An 18,953-nucleotide genomic window follows, 5' to 3' on the forward strand; every position below is an offset into this window, starting at 1 on the left:
CCATTAATGTGATATTATAATGTTATTGCTAGAAATAAAAGCCAAAATATTAAGAACGAGTCAAGTATAAAGGTATCGATTATGTTAATAATCACTTGGCGATGGCACATTTTTATTACTCCTATATTCAAAACATCCTTCCTCACAAATTGTAGAATATTGTATATCAAAATGGAAAATAGATATATATATTAAAAAACTAGGATATTTTATTCCCAAACCCATATCCTTGATAATTTAATGTCAAATTTAAGTTTATTTAAATTAATATGTAACTCTTTGGGAGTTTAAATCAAAATAATACGTTGTAATAATTATCCTTAAAGGGCAACATAATTTTTAATAATTAAATTAATTGTTTATATAGGAAAAAATAATTATATTGCAAGAAAATATTTTCTAATCCTAAAATTTTATCAATTATTAGTTTCTTAAACAAAATGATGCAAGTATTATCTTCTGATAATAATATTTATGTACTTACTAAAGATGAATTACGAAATATTACAGGTGGGCTTGCAGAACCAACGTGTCCTGAAAACACTGTTGCGTGCACCTGCCGTGATGCAGGTGGAAATGTAAATATAGCGTTTGATGTGAATGCTTCTAGTGCAGTACAAGCGGCCGCAATTGCGAATAAGTATTGTGAAGGACAGGGAGTTGGCGGTTCGGGGGGGTATACCTGCAATAGCGATTGGAGTTGTTAAATTTTACCGCTTAATATAGTTTCGCTATAAGTAATAAATTTAAACAAATATTTTATGATTATGGTAAGGAAAAATCTGCTAATTACTTCAATAATTTTGTTGTCTCTATCATTATATGGATTCAATCGTATAAATTATAATGTTAATATCAAGTTTAATAGTTCTATAAGGACTAATAAAGAGCTAAAAGATTCTACTAAGCAATTTAAAAATATTAGAGATTTCATTGTAAGTCAAAATTTTAATGGGGTCGTAGTATTTAGAGGCAAGGTTTTATCTCCAAATGATTCATTACTTTATATTGACCTAAAAGCATCTGGTATCAACCCCTCTTCAGTTGATTTTCTGAGGAAAGTACCTTCTGATTCTTTACTTAAATATGGGCTTGAAGCAAAAAAAGGATTATTGATCATTAATTAATTTAATGTCACATTTCTTACTTGAGTTAAGAATTATTATTAAGAAACTAAGTAAGTTAAAGTTTAATTTGTATTAGGGTAAAATAAATAAACTAAAAGTGATTAAAAATCTATCTAATTTTACCTATAATTGTCTAATATTACAAGCAAAAGTTAAAATAAAGTATCAAACTAAAACTTTGATACTTTATTTTAATAAAGTTTTATTAAAATTATAATTATTTTATATTTTAACATTTGCAACTAGTTGCGTTGATACTTAGATCTTTCAAAATGAAATATTACATAATTTCAAACCTCCACTATTTGAGATTTAATGTTAAATGATGGGTTAAAAAATATCATGTTAGGCAGATAATCTATAAAATAGTTCTAGAATCAATTTAAAATGTATTTTTACTATGGAGGGTATAAACTTCATCAAACGAAAATTGAAGAAAAACTGTTTTTTGTTTTCTGTACCAGTTTATTTATTATATGAGATGTATGTTGTCAAATAAAATTACACTAAATTTTAAGGAGTTTTTTTAGTTTTAAAAGTTAGGAAATAAATTTAGTTTTTGCTGTTGAAAAAAATATCGTGGGCTTATAGATCTTTTTTTAATGAGGTTTTGTTGTTTTAAAATGAGTTAGTCTCTGCAATAATAAACGTCGGAGGGTGTAAGGCTATTCAAAGATTCGTGATAGTGTTGGTAGTTATAGAGTTGTACAAAACAACCAATAGCATATTCCAAATTCTGGGGCTGAAATAATTTTCCAATTTCACTCTATTTTTGATATATCTCCCATAGCATTCTATTTTACCTTTGGGTTGAGGGGCTTCCTACAAAAACAAGTAGATGCTTCATTTTTACCGTATATTTCATTTTGCAGAAATTATCAAAGTACAGTAATATAAGATTGCACTTTTTTTACAAATTTTAGTTTCTATTTCAGAAATCCTTGATTTAAAGTCTTTTTGGAAGATATCGAAAAAATATAAAGGTTGGAAGGTTTTGTTAATTTGAATTTATATAAACAGATTGTAGAGATTAGAATGAAACTTGATTAATAAATGAAAAGGCGAAAATTGCAATTATAGTCCAAATACTGTTTTTTAGAGTAGATACTATGAAAAAGATCATATAATCTTATGCAAGTTTTCATATATAGTTCAAATAATTCTTTGGCCTAGTCTTCTCTTACCCATTTTTAATAGAAATAATAAAAAATCTACAAAAAAATGGAGGGGAGATTTTGAATCAAATTATCTTAACATAATAGCTATCCCCGTATAATTGCTTTAACCTAAAAGGATAAGTAGTAAATAAATAGTTCATATACAGATTATTTCTTTCTGTATATGTGAAAATATCTGGAAAGATGAAATTTTCTTTTTATAAACAACTGAATACCATGGATTGTGGTCCCACCTGTTTGAAAATGGTGGCAAAATATTATGGAAAAAGCATTCCTATCGATTTTCTCCGACGGCAAATGGGCTTCAATAAAACAGGGGTTACTTTGTTGGGAATAAGTACAACAGCTGAGTATTTTGGGTTTCGTACAAGAGGGGTTCAATTAACAGAATCACAAATAAGTGAGATTCCGTTGCCAGCAATATTGCACTGGGACCAAAACCATTTTGTTGTTCTAATATCAAATAAAAGGAATAGTGTAAGAATTGCCAACCCTGCTGCTAGGATCATGGATTATTCAAAGGATGATTTTTTATCGCATTGGTTAAGTAGTAAAACAAATGATGGCAGCAAGGCAGGTATAGCCCTTTTGCTGGAACCTACCCCTAAATTCAACGAACAGGAGGATAAAAAAGAACAAAAACTCAGTTGGAAATTAATAGTTCGATATCTATATAACAGCAAAGGAAAAATCGGACAGGTATGTGTTGCGCTTTTAGTCTCTTCCTTATTACAACTCGTCTTTCCTTTCTTAACCCAAAGCATTGTTGACACCGGAATAAATACGCAGAATCTCCAGTATGTAGTAATTGTATTGATGGCTCAGTTAATGCTAACTTTCAGTCAGACAGTCATCGACTTTATACGTAGCAGGATATTACTTCGACTTTCTAACCTACTCAACATACAAATACTATCCGATTTTTGGATCAAATTGGGACGTCTACCTTTGTCTTATTATGATACACACCATACGGGTGATACGCTTCAGCGCATTGGTGATCACAGAACCATACAAAGCTTCCTAACTGGAACTGCCTTGAGTACAGTCTTCTCAACAGTTAACTTTGTTGTCTATTCTATCGTTTTACTTATGTATAGTGTGGAGTTGTTTTTTGTTTTTTTAATAGGCAGTATTGTCTATTTTTCATGGGTACAACTGTTTTTACGAATCAGAAGAAAAATTAACTATCAAACATTTCATATCTCATCTAAGGAAAACAATGCGACCCTTCAAATGATACAAGGGATGCAGGAAATTCGTCTCAATAATGCAGAAAGACAAAAACGTTGGGAATGGGAGAATATACAGGCTACTATATTCAGACTTGGTTTTAAAAGCCTCAATTATAGTCAGTGGCAATCGGCTGGAGCTACATTGATCAATCAGGTACAAAACATTGCGATTAGTTTTATTGTAGCAAAGCTCGTCATTGATGGTAAATTGACACTGGGAACTATGTTAGCCGTCCAATACATCATTGGACAAATGAGTGGACCTATTTCTCAATGGGTTGGTTTTGTGCAATCAGCTCAGGATGCAAAAATAAGTATGGAGCGTCTTAATGAAGTACATAGTCTTTCTGATGAAGAATCTCCAGAACGAAGCTATACTTCTATGCTTCCAACTGACAAGAGTATATCTATTGAAAAATTAAGTTTTTCTTATCCTGGTGCGGGAAATGAAAATGTATTGGAACAAATTAACCTATATATCCCCTCTGGTAAAACGACTGCAATAGTTGGCATCAGTGGTAGTGGTAAAACAAGTCTACTTAAATTGCTTCTTAAGATCTACGAGCAATATAACGGTGATATTTTTATAGGAGGTAATCACTCATTAAGCCAAGAAGGTAATTTTGATAAACAAGATGAAAGTAATGGATTAAGATTCGACCATATTAATCATTCTTATTGGAGAAGTATATGTGGTACCGTCATGCAAGATGGTTATATATTTAACGATACAATAGCCCGCAATATTTCTGTCGGACAGGAAAATATAGACATGGAAAGGCTTACTTATAGTTGTAGAACGGCTAATATTTATTCTTTTATAGAATCTCTTCCGAACGGATTTTATACAAAACTGGGAAGTGAGGGTACAGGGCTCAGTCAGGGACAGAAACAACGCCTGTTAATTGCTAGAGCCATTTATAAAGATCCACAATATTTGTTTTTTGACGAAGCAACAAATTCTTTAGATGCAAACAATGAAAAAGAAATTGTAGAGAACCTGGAACGTTTTTTTAAAGGACGTACGGTCGTTATTGTTGCACACAGATTAAGCACTGTTAAAAATGCGGACAAGATTGTCGTGCTACATAAAGGTCATATTGTGGAAGAGGGGACACATGATTATCTTATTTCAATCAAAGGTTATTATTACGAGTTAGTCAAAAATCAATTGGAATTAGGTAACTAAACAACAACTTCAACTGGAAAAATGCCAAACAAGGATATTGACAATATAGAAACAAGATTAGACGATATAGCAAGCGGACGATGTAATTCTGAAATAGAAATAAATCAAAAAGAATCTATTGTCATTAGATCCGAAGAAGCACAAGAAATAATCGATCATAAAAGTGGCCCTTTAGAAAGATGGGCGCTATGGATATTTTTATGTATATTATTACTTTTACTAACAACTTCTGGGTTTATTCTCTATCCTGATATCCTTCAAGTAAGAACTACACTCACCTCATTGGATGGCCCTAAAGAAATCGTACCAAATCAGTCAGGAAGAATTACTCAACTCTTTGTAACAAATGGGCAAACAATAAGAAAAGGAGCAACATTAGCTTACATAGAAAGTGTTGCAGATATCGATCAAATGTTGTCCCTATTTAAACGGGTAGAAAAAGCTAATCAATTACTAACAGATAATAAGCTCGGAGATATTTCTTCATTATTTCTACAGCCCTATGATCAATTAGGTGAAGATCAAAGCGCTTATCAAACCTTTATGACTGCCTTACAACAATTCAATGACTATTACGTCAACGGCTTTTATGATAGAAAAAAAACAATGTTAGAACAAGATCTGGGTGCATTAAAGAAAATGAATAATGCGCTTGGACAACAACGTCAAATTGAAGAACAGGATAATGAGCTTGCGCAGGAGAATTATAAAATGAACAAAAAACTCTTTGATGCTAAAATTATATCTGCTGAAGAATATCGACAAGATCAAAGTCAATTGCTAAGTAAGCAAATGGCACTACCACAAACGAATTCTAGCATATTTTCTAATCAAAATGAACAACGTGAAAAACTAAAAGATCTCGAACAGCTGGATCATGATGTAATACAACAGCGTATAACAATGGAGCAAGCACTACAAACACTAAAAAGTGCGTTAGATACCTGGATAAAGCAATATGTACTTATTGCTCCAGTGGATGGTACTGTATATTTTTCAAAACCCATACAAAAAAATCAATACCTACAATCAGGTAAAACAATCGGTTATATAGCTACTGATAACAATAAACTCTTTACAGAATTATATTTACCTCAAAATAATTTAGGAAAGGCCGATACTGGTATGGAAGTACAGTTGCGCTTTGATGCATATCCATATCAAGAAAAGGGAATAGTAAAAGGCAAGCTTATATATATATCGAGAGTAGTATCGGATAGTGGCTACCTCGGAATTGTAAGACTCAATAATGGCTTACTTACAAGTCAACATCAAATCCTTCCATACAAGGACGGACTTAAGGCGGATGCATTAATTATAACAAAGAATATGAGCTTATTGAACAGACTATATTATAATATTACAAAAGCAACGAGTCTCAATAAATGATTTTTTTAATAATATAAAAGGATACGAATAAAGATTTGGATCATGCTTAGAACACAAAATTATATAGGATGGAGCTGTATTATAATTTTTTTCTTGTGTCTTTCATTACAAGGAAAGGCTCAAAAAACATGGACGTTAGACGATTGTATCGACTATGCTTACGAACATAATATATACATTAATTCTGCTAAAATGCAGGTGTTGACGATGGAAAACACCTATAAGCAATCACGTAATAATCGATTTCCAACACTTAGCTATTCTTCATCACTCGCCTCACAATTTGGTCGTTCAATTGATCCTACTACAAATTCTTATACGAATACTCATATTACCTATAACAGTATGGGATTCTCATCTGGTATAACACTCTTTAACTGGTTCTCGGTTAAAAATACGATTAAGTGTAATAGTAAAAATGTGGAGGTAGCAAATCTGGAGACTGAAAGACTCAAAAATGATTTGAAGCTTAATATTGCAGCAGCCTATTTACAAGTTTTACTTGCAGAAAAACAATTAGAAATCTCCCAACAGCAGATTGACCTTACATTACAGCAACTTGACATAACAAGTAAACAGGTAGAATATGGGAAAAAACCCAAAAGTGACCGCCTACAAATCGTCGGAGAACTATCATCGGATAGTACTACTTATTTTAATCAATTATCAGCAATACAACAAGCCAAATTACAAGTCATGCTTTTATTGAATATAGATCCTCAAGATGGCTTTGAAATAAATAAAGCAGATACCGTTGTAGAAAATCAACTGCCTATATTAGAAGAACCTGAATATATATATGAAATCGCTAAAATAAAACAACCCCTTCAAAAAGAAGATAAACTAAAATTAGAAGCATTGGGTTATCAAAAGGCTATATCAAAGGCTAGTTTTTACCCTACACTATCAGCTAATGCTACGATATCTTCTAATTACTCAAATGCATATACAAATAGTTATGGAAACCCCTATAGTTATTTTAACCAGCTATTCAATATTAACTTATATCAATATGTCGGTCTTTCATTGAGCATCCCAATTTTTAATAATAAGACGGCCTATTACAATTATAAAAATATCTGTGTACAAATAAAAACACAACAACTTCAAAACGAAGGAGACAATCAACAACTCAAACAAGATATTTATAATGCATATAATACGGCACACACAAATTTATCCGTTTATATGTCAACTAAGAGGACGCTGAATGCAACACAAGAAGGTTATATGATGTCACAAAAAAGATTTGAGATAGGCAAGTCGACTTTATCAGATTATTTAACTGCACTAAATACTTTATATCAAGCAAAAACAAATTATATTAACGCCTATTATAACTATATCTTTTCGTTCAAAATATTGGCGTTTTATAAAGTTTAAGGATACCTGTATTTTGTGTATTAATGATCAAATTAATATACTTATCTTCGATAATATAAAAATAGGTTAGCATTTCGGTTAGCAAATAAATATTTTAATATTTAAGAAAGTTTTATTCACGGCATTAGTTATTATAGTATGACTCCCAGCGGGATCACTTGTATAAAAAATAAAGCATTGATAATCAATAGATTTCAATGCTTTATTTTTTATACTTACAGTTTTTCAGATATAACCAGTTTATTTTAAAAATACTAATGTTACTTGACATTTTTAGTATTAATTAATTACAGTCCATAATTTGTAATAAATAAAAGAATTCTGAAGAAGATACTTGAATCACAGGATAACAAATCTCTCTTTTTGGAGTATTTACATTTTTAAATAATATAACTTAAAAATCCCAATAGTTTCAGAAAAATCTGGGTCAAAATTTAATCAGTTATTGGTCTAAATATTAGTTTTTTTGATTTCAAATAAAACAAATATTAAAGTTTTCCAGCTACATACATTTGTTCCATAGTTGGGGATTTGCTTCCGCCTTTAGGCACCATCGTAATTGCAAACATACACCGCATGCTGAAACACCCGAAAAGTAAAAGATTAAGCCCAAGAATTGGCACTATAAAAAACAGTGGTTAAAGAAATAGCAGAACCAAAAGGACAAATAAAGCAGATAATGAAAGTATCTTTTTCAAAAGACCTGATACCAATGCCCGTGACGAGAAAAGGTTTTAAAGCAGACTAGATTTTCACAAAAAGATGTCACATATTGTACACGTTATCGGTGAAGATAAGACAACTATTTAGACAACTTGCTGGATTACTTGGAATCGTGCACAAGACATAACTTGTAGTGACTGACAAAAAACGAAGATATGAGTTCACAGATTTAACGTTCTAATTGCAGGCAGCTTTTCTAATGTATAGTCTGTATGATACGGCTTATTCTTTAGTTTAACCTCTTACTGCAAGTGTTCATAAGTTTTGTCGATCAAAAAAGACAAGGCATCTTCTACTAGTATGCGTCCTTCATCTGATTGCATGTCTACTCCAGAAAAATGACTACCGTTTACCGAAGCATAAAGGTCCAGATAATACAAACCTGAAACAAGTATAGCCGTTATCGCCCGAAACATTTTGGCATTTTTTCCAAATTGTGGATCAAAAATGGATCTAAACAGTTTTTCGCCATTTTCTTCCTGCAGATCGGTCATTTTTCGAAGCGCAGATCGCTCTTCCGATAGTCCCCAAAGCAATAATTTTTGTAGTTCTTCATTTTTACTAACATACAAAAATTGCTTACATAGCATTTCCTTCAACAAAGTTTTTCCTCCATCGTGTGAGTCGACAAGTATATTGCTAGACGGTACATTAATCCAATAGTCTTGAGAGCGTATGTATGTATCCACCAAACCGTCCAGGCCTCCAAAATAAGTATAAATCATCTTTTTATCCACACCTGCTTCACTGGCAATATTGTTGATTTTCAACGCTGAAAAACCTTTGGTTTTCAATATCTTCCCTACAGCGTCTAAAAATTTTAATTTGCTACGTTCCTTGTTACGCAGGGTTCCGGAAACTTCTTTTCTATCCATCATACAAAAGGTTAATGTGCAAGTTTAAGGAAATTTCCAAAACATAAGACTTTAATCAAAGTTTTGTTGCCGTATTGAGAATTATTTGACTGAAAAAATTAAGACACCGATAAGTGTTTTATATGTATATTTGCTTAATTATGTAGATATAATGTAACGATGGTCGAAATTTTGACGCTACCGAATACGAAGCTGTTTCGGAGTACCAAAAATGTATCTTCAGATAATTAAGACTACTAAAAAAAAACGGGGTATGGTGTAATATTTGAATACTGTATAAAAGCTAATGATTGGTTCTTCCTAGTAAGCATCAAAGAAATTGTAGAATAACAGTTTTATCGACCAGATACGAAATACATAAAAACTAATAATATAATACTTATGAGATCAACAAGATCATCAGACTTAAGCAACGAGCAGATTGCAAAACGAAGAAACATACTAAAGGGTGTGGTCGTTGGATTCTGTACAATGGCAGTTGTTGCTATTGATAATATAGTACATCTGTCTGCCATTCGGGTATTAGAAAACGTCAGTATTGCTACATTAATCCCCATTTTGGCCTTACCTACTACTTTAATACTTGCCTTGAGCAGTATGGTTACTACCAACAAAAAAATTAAAGCATGCGGGACAATTTCGCATTTATTTTTTGTGTCAACGAAAGCGAAAACGTTTGGATAGTCATATCCACTCCTCATTGCCGAAAACAACCAACCATATCCCATTAGTAAAAGATTCCATGTTGATCTATTAAAAATCACCATGCACTTCTGGTTTTGAACTGTATGGACCAAAGGCAAAAACAATGTACATCATCCTAAAAAGATAATCAGATAAACAACAAAAACTAATATCGGTTTAACTAAAAAATGAAAAATGAAAAAAAACGTATTATTTTCCTTGCTTCTTCTATCCGCGTCATTTTCAACTAAGGCTCAAATGGACGATAATTTCTATCAACCTAAAAAAGAAATGAAGCTATTAGCGTTTAAAAATATCGAAAACATTAATTTTCCAGTAGAGCATGACACCATCACTGCAGTCATATTAAAACCGGAATCCCATACCATCAAGAAAACGATTGTGTTTTTCCATGGGGCTGCGGGCAACATCTCTACCTACCAATACATAACAAAACCACTCGTAACGGATGGATTTCAAGTAGTTATGGTGGACGTAAGGGGCTACGGAAAATCCACAGGAAAGCCCACACACCTGAATGTAGCAGAGGATGGTCAGAAAATATTTGATTATTTATTAAATAGAAAAGATATCGTTAATACCAAGATCTATTTGTATGGAGCTTCTTTGGGATCCCAAATTGCGACCCATCTAGCGAAAGAAAATAAAGCTAAAATTTCGGGATTGATCTTGGATGGAGGAATGTCCTCTTTTACGGATATTGCGATTCGTTTCAAACCTGAAATGAAAGCGATAATTGAAAAATATGTAGTATCTCCCTATTCCGCAAAGGAGGATGTAAAATCTTTAAGTGGCATACCAAAACTATTTATATATGGTAGAGGAGACTCAACCGTACCTTTTGAACAGGGACAACTAATTTTTAAAAATGCACCTGAACCGAAAGCATTTTTTGAATATTCTGGAGACCACTTGCAGGCTATGGTGATAGAACCGGTCCAAACTCTAAAAGCGATTGAAAAGCTGTAATGATATAAAGCTAAATTTTCCAGTAAAAAACTGATAAACAAAATACCAGGTGGAAATTATGTCTATTTTTTCCTTAAATCACATACAGCTATTTACCCTAAACGTTGGAGACAGATTTAAAAATTATAAAATTAAATTTGTATTCAATGAAACTAAGATTATTTACAGAAGAATTTAAGAAAAAGCAGTAGGATTATAGATTAGTAGAGAATTAGTAAAATGAGTAGCGCAGGAATTAGGTATTCGTTCCGAGTTATTAAGTAAATGGCGGAACTATCCATTATATAAAGGCGACAACTTATTACCAGACAATACCAAATTAAGTGAAGAGTAATTAAAAATCCGCCGTTTGGAAAAAAAACTTCGAAAAATAAAATTGGAAAGCGAAATACTAAGAAAAGCACTTAGTATTTTCTCAAGGAACGAAAAGACTACTGCGAATTTATAAAATCCAATGAGAAAGATTATATCGTTAGGATGATGTGTAAGGTGTTACATATAAGTTGTAGTGCTTATTACAGCTAGAGAAAATGCCCGAATCAAACTATGACAAAGTTGGATCAACAAATCGTTGAAATACATAACAGCAGCCATAAGAGATATGGTAGTCCACGGATCAAAGCAGAACTAAACGAAAACGGTCAATATGTATCATTAAAGATGGTGGCTAATATCATGCGTCGCAAAAGTTTGAAAAGTATTGTCAGAAAGCGTTAGCGTGTATGTACAACCGATTCCAGTCATAGATACAAAATAAGTAACAATTTATTGGACCGTTATTTCTACGCTGAATTGCCATCACAAAAGTGGGTGAGTGATATGGCTCACATACCTACTTTTCAAGGCTGGTTATATGTAACTATAGTAATGGATTTGTATGATAGAAAAAATAATTGGCGGGCCTTCCCCCCTACGTGACGGTTTTAAATAATTCGGTAAAGGCCCTGCATATAGCATTTATGAACCGTCCACCAAGTAAAGGAATATTGTTTCATTCAGATCGGGCATACAATATGCCAGTGAGGCATTCAGGCATAAACTAGGCAATCGCAATATTACACAATCCATGAGTCAAAAGGGCGATCTAACCGGAATAAATAGTCGTTGACTGATTTTACTTATATAAAGCTAAAAAGCAATCTGTTTCGAAAAATATAGTGCTTTTTAATGATACATAGAATCAACTATAAAAAACAGCTAGGTACTCTTTGATATTCAATCAGTAAAAGAAGTTGAATAATTACAAGGATTTGTTTATTTTTCTTTGTCTCCTTAATTGTAAAATAGAACCAACTATAAGCATAACAAAGAGCAAAAGAAGCGTCTTGCCAATCAGAGGATCTTTAGGGCCATGTACTAAAGGATGCCCAACCGGGATACGATTAAAAGTCTCATTGACAGTTGGAATCATGGAAAGGAAAAAGCTAAATGACAGGGAGAAATTTTCTAAATAACGAAACTTGTTGTTTCCCTTTTTTTTCAGATAAAGGTAATAAGCCAATGATACCAAAATCAAAACCAGCAATGCAAGGATATGCCCAGGGTTCACACCTTTGACGTGAGATAACCCCAGCGCCGTTAAGGAGGTGACAACAGTAAAATAAAAATATATTTTGCCTGTAACACGGCTTAAATCTATCTTACCGTTTCTAACGAATGCTACAACTGCGGCAACTATAGCCACTATACCGATAATAGTGTGAAAAATACCCAAATTTGATAGTCCCATTTTTTACAATTTGAATTTACATTGTCTTTATTGACAATGCAAAACTGCAACAATCGAAAATGGAAAACTTCGTAAATTAGGTCAATTACTTGGCAATTCGGTCCAATCTGTATTTACTGGGCGAAACATGGAATTTGTCGTTGAAACTCTTAGTAAAGTTCGCCAAATCATTAAAACCACAATCAAACGCAATTTCTGTAATAGGTTTATCTGAAACCAAAAGAAGTTCAGCAGCCTTGTCCAACCTCTTATTTTTAAGGTATTTGGCTGGAGTATTATTGTACATTTTCGCAAATTCCCTTTTGAAGGAGGATAAACTTAAATTGGTTTTCTTTGCTAACTCTTCAATACCGACTTGTTCGATTGAATTTGCTTCAATTATTTGTTTAAAACTATAGGTTGTAGGTGAAAAAAGTTGGGACAATATAACCTGCATCGTCTCTGCATCCTGCGTTTGGGCCAATAAAAGAATAATTTCCTTTAGTTTCAATACAAGGATTTCTTCATCAACCAAAACGGGGTTTTCAAAATAAAAAAGAAGTCCTTCTACGTATTTTTGGATCAGGAAATCATTGTTGACCATGCTGCCTGACTGGTTGCTCACTTTGTGACTCGGTCGCAAAATCTTAGGAAGATCGTTTTCATAGATTTTCTTAAGTACGTCGGGGTGAAAAGTCACAATTACGACCTCTCCGTCATTGGAATCCGCATTCTGCACCCGCTTTCCTGGATGAAGACAATTCAACAACAATGAATAATTAGATGGAATATTGAAATTGTCCGAATGAGACTGATAGCGCAACTCACCATTCAATACATATAAAAAACAGGCACGATCCTCTACTGGAAAATCAAAATCAAACGGAGGTTTCAGCGCTATTTTCTGGATGAAGGACCGCCCAAACAAATCAATTTTTTTATAGCCGTATTCCATCTTCTTGTTTATTTTCAATAATAGTAAATTTCTTGGAAAATCTTTTCCCCTTTTACTAAAAATACACAAACTTCCTTAAACGAAATCCTACCCTTGTCGCTAGTGTCCGCTTCAAAAGAAAATAAAATAGCGATGGTATTGTCTGTCACAAGTGGATCTGAAATTTCTAAATGATTTACCTTATCAATATTTGCCCTAAAATTGGCGCCATTTTGTAAAATATTGCTGAGTCCTTCGGTTTCTTGTGGAAAAATAGATCCGTTAGGTTCTATACTGACTACGTCCTCTGCTAGGAATGTCTTTTGAGCCTTCTCAAAATATCCAGATCTAAGTAAATCAACCAATCCGGTCGCGATTTCTTGTATAGTCATAAAACTTTCAATTTTTAAATTAAGTAAAAAAAATTATATGTAGCTAAATTGTGTAACTCAATAATTAGTACTATAAATGCATAGTTTACAACAACGTTTCCTAAACTATGCATTTTATTGTCAACAAAATATCTATAAATCCATTAATATGGCAAGTATGTAGTTCTTACATCATTACTAATTAGTATTTATAGTTGGCTGCATCCTTAATCACTTGAAGCACTTCTTTGGGATGTGAATTCATGATTACATGACTAGAGGATATTTCTATAGTCTTTCCTTTAGATCTTTTTGCCATGAAGCGCTCTAAGTCCGGATTAATGGCTTTGTCATTCTTTGCGACTATATACCATGTAGGTTTATTTTTCCACGCGGGATCTTTACTTCTTTCTGAAAAAATATGCTGAGCCGCTGGCGTTTGGGTAGCATATATCAACGCTTGATCTTTTGCATCCAAATCAGGTGCGAATGCAGTTTTTACTCCTTGTTCAGAAAGATAAACGAAGCTATTTTGAACGATGAAATATTTAGACAAAGTTGTATTTGATACTTTTTCGTTTAAAGAAGCTACACTCTCTCCCATTTCAGGAGCGAATGCCGCTATATATACCAGCCCCTCGACTTTGGATTCTTGACTAAATTGAGAAATAACAAAGCCTCCCCATGAATGTCCAACTAAAATGACAGGACCTTCTATCTGATCAATTATCCGTTGTGTAGCTACAACATCGTCAGATAGCGATGTGATAGGGTTTTGAACAGATTTTACATCGTATCCGCTGGCGTGTAAAGCTTTTATTTGTTTAGCAAAACTGCTTCCATCTGCCCAAATACCATGAACGAATACAATAGTTGGTTTCCTTATTGTTTTAGTTTGTGCTGGAGTACGCATACCAACCATAAGCGCTAGGACTAAAAGTGAAATATAAATTTTCATAATCTTATTTGTTTGTACAAAACTAAGTTGGACACAACAAGAAAAATAGGACTATGATCACTAAAAAGATGTGATTGAAATCACATCTTATAAAAAAAGGCTTCGCGAAAAGTAACAGCTCAAAAGCAATTTAACAGAGGGCTTCATAGAAATAAATTAGCCGAATTTCAGAAAGATTTATTTAGAACATGAAAGGAATTTAACTTCTTAATAAATGCTAACCTATGATTGATTGCCCTCTATTCAAGTGCATAATTTATTGCTGCTTCAATATGAATGAGTGTAGTATCGAATAGTATAGTAGAGCAATCTAATGGCTTAAACAACGTTAATTCAGTACAGCCAAGTATAACTCCCTCTGCGCCAGACAAAACAAGATTATTGATAATTTTGGTATAGGCAACTTTAGATTCGGTACTCACGACTCCCTGAATTAATTCTTTGTATATAATTCTATCCATGGTTGCTTGATCATCTTTGTTGGGAACTATTGCTTTGATGCCGTGCTGAGAAAGGCGTTCAATATAAAATCTTTCCGACATAGTGATACTCGTTCCAGTAAGGCCGATAATTTTTATTCCTGCTTTTTTTATGCTAATTGCGGTGATATCAATTATATGTAAAAAAGGTATATTAATTACAGACTCTAGAAAGTTTGCAACCAGATGGAGGGTATTTCCTGCCAGCAAAATAAAATCAGCCCCCGCTTTTTGTAATGCGAGCGCAGCATTGGCAATAATTTTGCCTTGTGATGACCAATCTCCTTTTTGCCTAAATTGCCAAATCTCTCCTCCATCAACTGAAAAAATAATCATTTTGGCCTGATGCTGCTGTTGAGTACGTATACGGATTCCGTTATTAAGTTCTTTATAATACACTGATGTAGATTCCGGGCTAATACCCCCTACTATTCCTATAGTTTTCATTTTTTTAAGATATCCATTCCAGAGTAACACAATTCTCATGAATAGTTCCAATCAGAATACATTAAAATACAAATATTTATATAGATTATCCGCTCGATATTGAGATATAATTCATAAAATTATACTATCAGAACTTTTAATAACATTGAAATACACACATAGTCTATATAATTGAATTATATCTAAATACAAAAAGTGGAAATATGGCTTAAGAGTTGGATTATAAGTACTCCATAATAAAACATAAATAAATAATAGCTCTATATTGAAATTTAGTACCCCCAAAAAACCTCTATTAATTCTATAAATATCGTTTAAATAAATTCCTATATTTTAGTAATCTGTTTTAGTTTTTACTTTAAAAATCTTGCGAAAAATACATCTCCAAATTTTATATTACCTAAATGCATACAAATCAATATTTTCAAGGATAAAATTTCCAAAAAACTCTATTAAACATCTATTAAACCTCTGCTAACATACTGGAGATTATAGAAAAAAATATAGTCAAAATAGAATTGAAAAATTACCATTAAAATTATATTAATTACAATGCATATTGTCTATAATGCTTGAACATAAATATTATCCATTTTGGCTAATGCCTTAAACGCTCGCAAGCCAATATTTCCATTTATATAAGTAGCATCATTTGCCGTAATAATAGAATTTCCATTTACAAAAATTTCGAACGCGTCCCCTTTTGCATTTACTTTTATCTGGTAATTTTCATTTAATTTAATGTCTTTGGGAGCAGATTTAATCACTTCCCATTTTCCTCCACTTGCTTTTCCAAATACCACTTGACCTTCCTCAGCATCCAATCCTACATAGTATCCGTTGTATGCATCGGTACCAATAGCTGGTTTATTTACACGAAAAACCAATCCTGCATTGCCGTTCATTTTAATTGTAATATTAGCACTATAGTTAAAATCAGAAAATTTTGTTCCTGTTGCTATAATTTTAGGACCAGCACCAGAATTATTTACATCAATGGAACCACAATTGATAGCATTGTCTTTATAAAACCAATTACCTCCATATACAACCCAACCATTCGACTTATTGTCTTTAAAAACCTCCTTTAAATCAGTAGAAATCCATCTAGACTCTCCAATAGTAGGAAAAATGCTTATCCGAATATTTTCAGATCCAAACGGAATGAGGGTAATTTCCTCTGTCTTTTCATTTGAAGCAATAGGGCTCAAAGGAACATCGAATGCCGAAGTACCGCGATAGTCAGCAGTCCAAGATGGTATTTTTTTTGCTTTTACCCTTAATTGAATAGGTGTTCGATTCATAATATAGGGATCATTTGTCATCCTAGTCTTAACCACTTCAAATTGATTATTTACATCATCAGTATTTAACAAAAGTCCATAATTCCAAGGAGTAGAGGGTATTATCTGAGTATCATAAAAGCCTGGAACCTTGTGCTCTTTTAAATGAGTTATATTTTGCCCAATTTTCAACGCATATACAATCGGACCTCTTTCCACACTTACAGCATTGTTTACTTCTTTTTTTATCGAAATATGCATCGGAAATTTCAAACTTATTTTATCTCCATTTTTCCAACTACGATTTAATTCTGCAATAGTTCCTTTTTTAATATGATTCAACAACTTACCATTAACCCATATCTGTGGGGAATTACACCAATTTGGAATTCGCAGGCGAATCGGAAATTTTTCTGAATGATTCAATTTCAAATGAAGATTAATCATTTCTTCAAATGGATAATTTGTTTCTTCTTCTACTTGTAATTTATTATTATTACCAACTATTGCATTTACTTCCATAGGACCATAAGTATTAATTGCAATACCATTATCTGGAGTAGCCATTACACTATTTTTTATAAAATAAGGCCAGCCCATATGCATATTAAACCTGCAACAAGGATAACCAGAATATGGACTTAATAGTAGGCCATTGTTATAGTCTTGATTAAAACCATGCAATCCCTCCGCAGCCCTTATTTCATTTGGTAGGGCATAATAGGAATGCTCTTTCAAATCTCTACTAAACTGTGCGGGCAGAGCGTTAAAAGCTACTTTTTCCAAAAAATCGCCTATGCTTCCATCATGAAATACGCGTGATGCGGTTTCTAAACTTTGCATCCACTCTACAACAGTACAAGTTTCCACACCTTCAATTGAATTATGTCCTGACATGTGTTCCGTCCCTGCGCCCAAACCTTCAGGTTGACCATTTTCGTCAAAAATATGCGCCATCCCTTTTTGCATTGCAGTCTTATAAATAGAATCAGTAGAAAACTCTGCACATACTGCAGGATATTTCAATGCTTGAGCAACGTTTACCATGTGTCTTGGTTGATAATCGTCTCCATAATAATGAAACGTATTACCTGTAAAAATATCTTGCCACTGATAAGCCTGCATCCTAAGTTTATTGGCTAGTTCAAGTAGAAATGAATCTCCAGTTTTGTTATACACCCATAATACCAATTCTATATTATCTCCAGCCCTTGATTTACCCCAACTATCTAAGGGTTGCGCATTTAAGTTAGCCAATTGATATTTAAAATATTTAATTAAACATGGGATAACACGATGGTCGTTTGTCGCCTCGTAATACGTCTGTAATGCATACATAAAAGGCATTCGAGGCCACCAATCATTCATTTTAGGAGGCCCAAATAATCCATTATCTTGTTGATGTAAGAGTGTATATTCAATCCATTTTTGGGATTTCAATTTTAAATCTTCGTCATTTAAAATATAGGCTAAAGACACAAGTCCTTTTACATAATAAGCAACCTTTTCCCACCCATTTCCAGATCCACCAAGCCAATCAGAATTCGAACCAAGTTCGTTGTCTCCAGAATACAACTCTTCTGCATGCCCTGTAAATCCCTCTTTTTGCAATTCAAGTTGATTCAGCAACCATCCTTTTGCCTTTATACTTCCCAATGGTAATTGCACATAAACATCTTGTTTTAATGGCTTTCGATTGAAAATGTAGTTACCAGGATTACTTTGAGAATCCACATTATTAAATACGAAGAGACTCGAGAAAATGAGAATGATTGAAGCACTTATTTTCATACCAAAAATTTAACCAAAAACCGAATATAAGCCATTAAACTCAAGTATCCTTTGCCATTAGGAATTTATTTAATATTCACTTTTGTTAATCTAAAATGTAAATATGCTACACTTAAGAATATCAATTATTTTTGAATAAATTAATCATAACCAAACCTAAAAATAGAGAGATTTTTGATTTCAATATTAATAATATTGCAGAAAGTATT

14 protein-coding genes are annotated in these 18,953 nt (G+C 32.8%); 7 read left to right on the plus strand and 7 right to left on the minus strand.

Annotated features, from left to right (window positions below; all coding sequences use genetic code 11):
- The first annotated feature begins 440 nt into the window (after nt 1–440).
- The 5 genes from E0W69_RS08995 to E0W69_RS09015 all read left to right on the plus strand — a co-directional run bounded on the left by E0W69_RS08995 (nt 441) and on the right by E0W69_RS09015 (nt 7,501).
- Nucleotides 441–707 (plus strand): hypothetical protein, encoded by a 267-nt coding sequence (locus E0W69_RS08995; protein ID WP_131329734.1) that lies wholly within the window; start codon nt 441–443, stop codon nt 705–707.
- A 60-nt stretch (nt 708–767) separates the two neighbouring features.
- On the plus strand, nt 768–1,127 hold the full coding sequence (locus tag E0W69_RS09000) for a hypothetical protein (RefSeq protein WP_131328950.1): 360 nt from the start codon (nt 768–770) through the stop codon (nt 1,125–1,127).
- A gap of 1,361 nt (nt 1,128–2,488) precedes the next feature.
- Nucleotides 2,489–4,729 (plus strand): peptidase domain-containing ABC transporter, encoded by a 2,241-nt coding sequence (locus tag E0W69_RS09005; RefSeq protein WP_131328951.1) that lies wholly within the window; start codon nt 2,489–2,491, stop codon nt 4,727–4,729.
- A gap of 21 nt (nt 4,730–4,750) precedes the next feature.
- Nucleotides 4,751–6,118 (plus strand): HlyD family secretion protein, encoded by a 1,368-nt coding sequence (locus E0W69_RS09010; RefSeq protein ID WP_131328952.1) that lies wholly within the window; start codon nt 4,751–4,753, stop codon nt 6,116–6,118.
- Between the two features lie 42 nt (nt 6,119–6,160).
- A complete protein-coding gene (locus E0W69_RS09015) occupies nt 6,161–7,501 on the plus strand; it encodes a TolC family protein (RefSeq protein ID WP_131328953.1) in 1,341 nt (446 codons plus the stop codon).
- A 965-nt stretch (nt 7,502–8,466) separates the two neighbouring features.
- On the opposite strand, the gene E0W69_RS09020 is transcribed toward E0W69_RS09015, so the two are convergent.
- Complete coding sequence (locus E0W69_RS09020) at nt 8,467–9,102, minus strand: TetR/AcrR family transcriptional regulator (RefSeq protein ID WP_225321461.1); 636 nt, start codon at nt 9,100–9,102, stop codon at nt 8,467–8,469.
- 876 nt (nt 9,103–9,978) lie between these two features.
- Here E0W69_RS09020 and E0W69_RS09030 point away from each other — a divergent pair.
- Nucleotides 9,979–10,773 (plus strand): alpha/beta hydrolase, encoded by a 795-nt coding sequence (locus E0W69_RS09030; protein WP_131329736.1) that lies wholly within the window; start codon nt 9,979–9,981, stop codon nt 10,771–10,773.
- A 546-nt stretch (nt 10,774–11,319) separates the two neighbouring features.
- The gene (locus E0W69_RS20835; protein WP_131329737.1) at nt 11,320–11,490 is read left to right on the plus strand and encodes an IS3 family transposase; all 171 of its coding nucleotides are present in this window, start codon (nt 11,320–11,322) and stop codon (nt 11,488–11,490) included.
- A 523-nt stretch (nt 11,491–12,013) separates the two neighbouring features.
- Here the strand turns inward: E0W69_RS20835 and E0W69_RS09040 are convergent.
- The 6 genes from E0W69_RS09040 to E0W69_RS09065 form a co-directional block, all read right to left on the minus strand.
- Nucleotides 12,014–12,502 (minus strand): hypothetical protein, encoded by a 489-nt coding sequence (locus E0W69_RS09040; RefSeq protein WP_131329738.1) that lies wholly within the window; start codon nt 12,500–12,502, stop codon nt 12,014–12,016.
- Nucleotides 12,503–12,587: 85 nt separating this feature from the next.
- Nucleotides 12,588–13,436 (minus strand): helix-turn-helix domain-containing protein, encoded by an 849-nt coding sequence (locus E0W69_RS09045; RefSeq protein WP_131329739.1) that lies wholly within the window; start codon nt 13,434–13,436, stop codon nt 12,588–12,590.
- Nucleotides 13,437–13,450: 14 nt separating this feature from the next.
- Nucleotides 13,451–13,807 (minus strand): SnoaL-like domain-containing protein, encoded by a 357-nt coding sequence (locus E0W69_RS09050; RefSeq protein WP_131329740.1) that lies wholly within the window; start codon nt 13,805–13,807, stop codon nt 13,451–13,453.
- A 181-nt stretch (nt 13,808–13,988) separates the two neighbouring features.
- Nucleotides 13,989–14,744, minus strand: coding sequence for an alpha/beta hydrolase (locus E0W69_RS09055; protein ID WP_131329741.1), 756 nt, complete (start codon nt 14,742–14,744; stop codon nt 13,989–13,991).
- Nucleotides 14,745–14,983: 239 nt separating this feature from the next.
- Complete coding sequence (locus tag E0W69_RS09060) at nt 14,984–15,670, minus strand: aspartate/glutamate racemase family protein (RefSeq protein WP_191968018.1); 687 nt, start codon at nt 15,668–15,670, stop codon at nt 14,984–14,986.
- 563 nt (nt 15,671–16,233) lie between these two features.
- Nucleotides 16,234–18,744 (minus strand): beta-L-arabinofuranosidase domain-containing protein, encoded by a 2,511-nt coding sequence (locus tag E0W69_RS09065; protein ID WP_131329743.1) that lies wholly within the window; start codon nt 18,742–18,744, stop codon nt 16,234–16,236.
- Nucleotides 18,745–18,953 lie beyond the last annotated feature (209 nt).

The organism is Rhizosphaericola mali, from assembly GCF_004337365.2.
GTDB lineage: Bacteria > Bacteroidota > Bacteroidia > Chitinophagales > Chitinophagaceae > Rhizosphaericola > Rhizosphaericola mali.

Bases quoted from the DNA above. Each gene is read 5' to 3' on its own strand.
- E0W69_RS09050 (WP_131329740.1), bottom strand. From the start codon at position 13,807: ATGACTATACAAGAAATCGCGACCGGATTGGTTGATTTACTTAGATCT.
- E0W69_RS09015 (WP_131328953.1), top strand. From the start codon at position 6,161: ATGCTTAGAACACAAAATTATATAGGATGGAGCTGTATTATAATTTTT.
- E0W69_RS09065 (WP_131329743.1), bottom strand. From the start codon at position 18,744: ATGAAAATAAGTGCTTCAATCATTCTCATTTTCTCGAGTCTCTTCGTA.
- E0W69_RS20835 (WP_131329737.1), top strand. From the start codon at position 11,320: ATGACAAAGTTGGATCAACAAATCGTTGAAATACATAACAGCAGCCAT.
- E0W69_RS09005 (WP_131328951.1), top strand. From the start codon at position 2,489: ATGAAATTTTCTTTTTATAAACAACTGAATACCATGGATTGTGGTCCC.
- E0W69_RS09010 (WP_131328952.1), top strand. From the start codon at position 4,751: ATGCCAAACAAGGATATTGACAATATAGAAACAAGATTAGACGATATA.
- E0W69_RS09055 (WP_131329741.1), bottom strand. From the start codon at position 14,744: ATGAAAATTTATATTTCACTTTTAGTCCTAGCGCTTATGGTTGGTATG.
- E0W69_RS09020 (WP_225321461.1), bottom strand. From the start codon at position 9,102: ATGATGGATAGAAAAGAAGTTTCCGGAACCCTGCGTAACAAGGAACGT.
- E0W69_RS09060 (WP_191968018.1), bottom strand. From the start codon at position 15,670: ATGAAAACTATAGGAATAGTAGGGGGTATTAGCCCGGAATCTACATCA.
- E0W69_RS09040 (WP_131329738.1), bottom strand. From the start codon at position 12,502: ATGGGACTATCAAATTTGGGTATTTTTCACACTATTATCGGTATAGTG.
- E0W69_RS09045 (WP_131329739.1), bottom strand. From the start codon at position 13,436: ATGGAATACGGCTATAAAAAAATTGATTTGTTTGGGCGGTCCTTCATC.
- E0W69_RS08995 (WP_131329734.1), top strand. From the start codon at position 441: ATGATGCAAGTATTATCTTCTGATAATAATATTTATGTACTTACTAAA.
- E0W69_RS09000 (WP_131328950.1), top strand. From the start codon at position 768: ATGGTAAGGAAAAATCTGCTAATTACTTCAATAATTTTGTTGTCTCTA.
- E0W69_RS09030 (WP_131329736.1), top strand. From the start codon at position 9,979: ATGAAAAAAAACGTATTATTTTCCTTGCTTCTTCTATCCGCGTCATTT.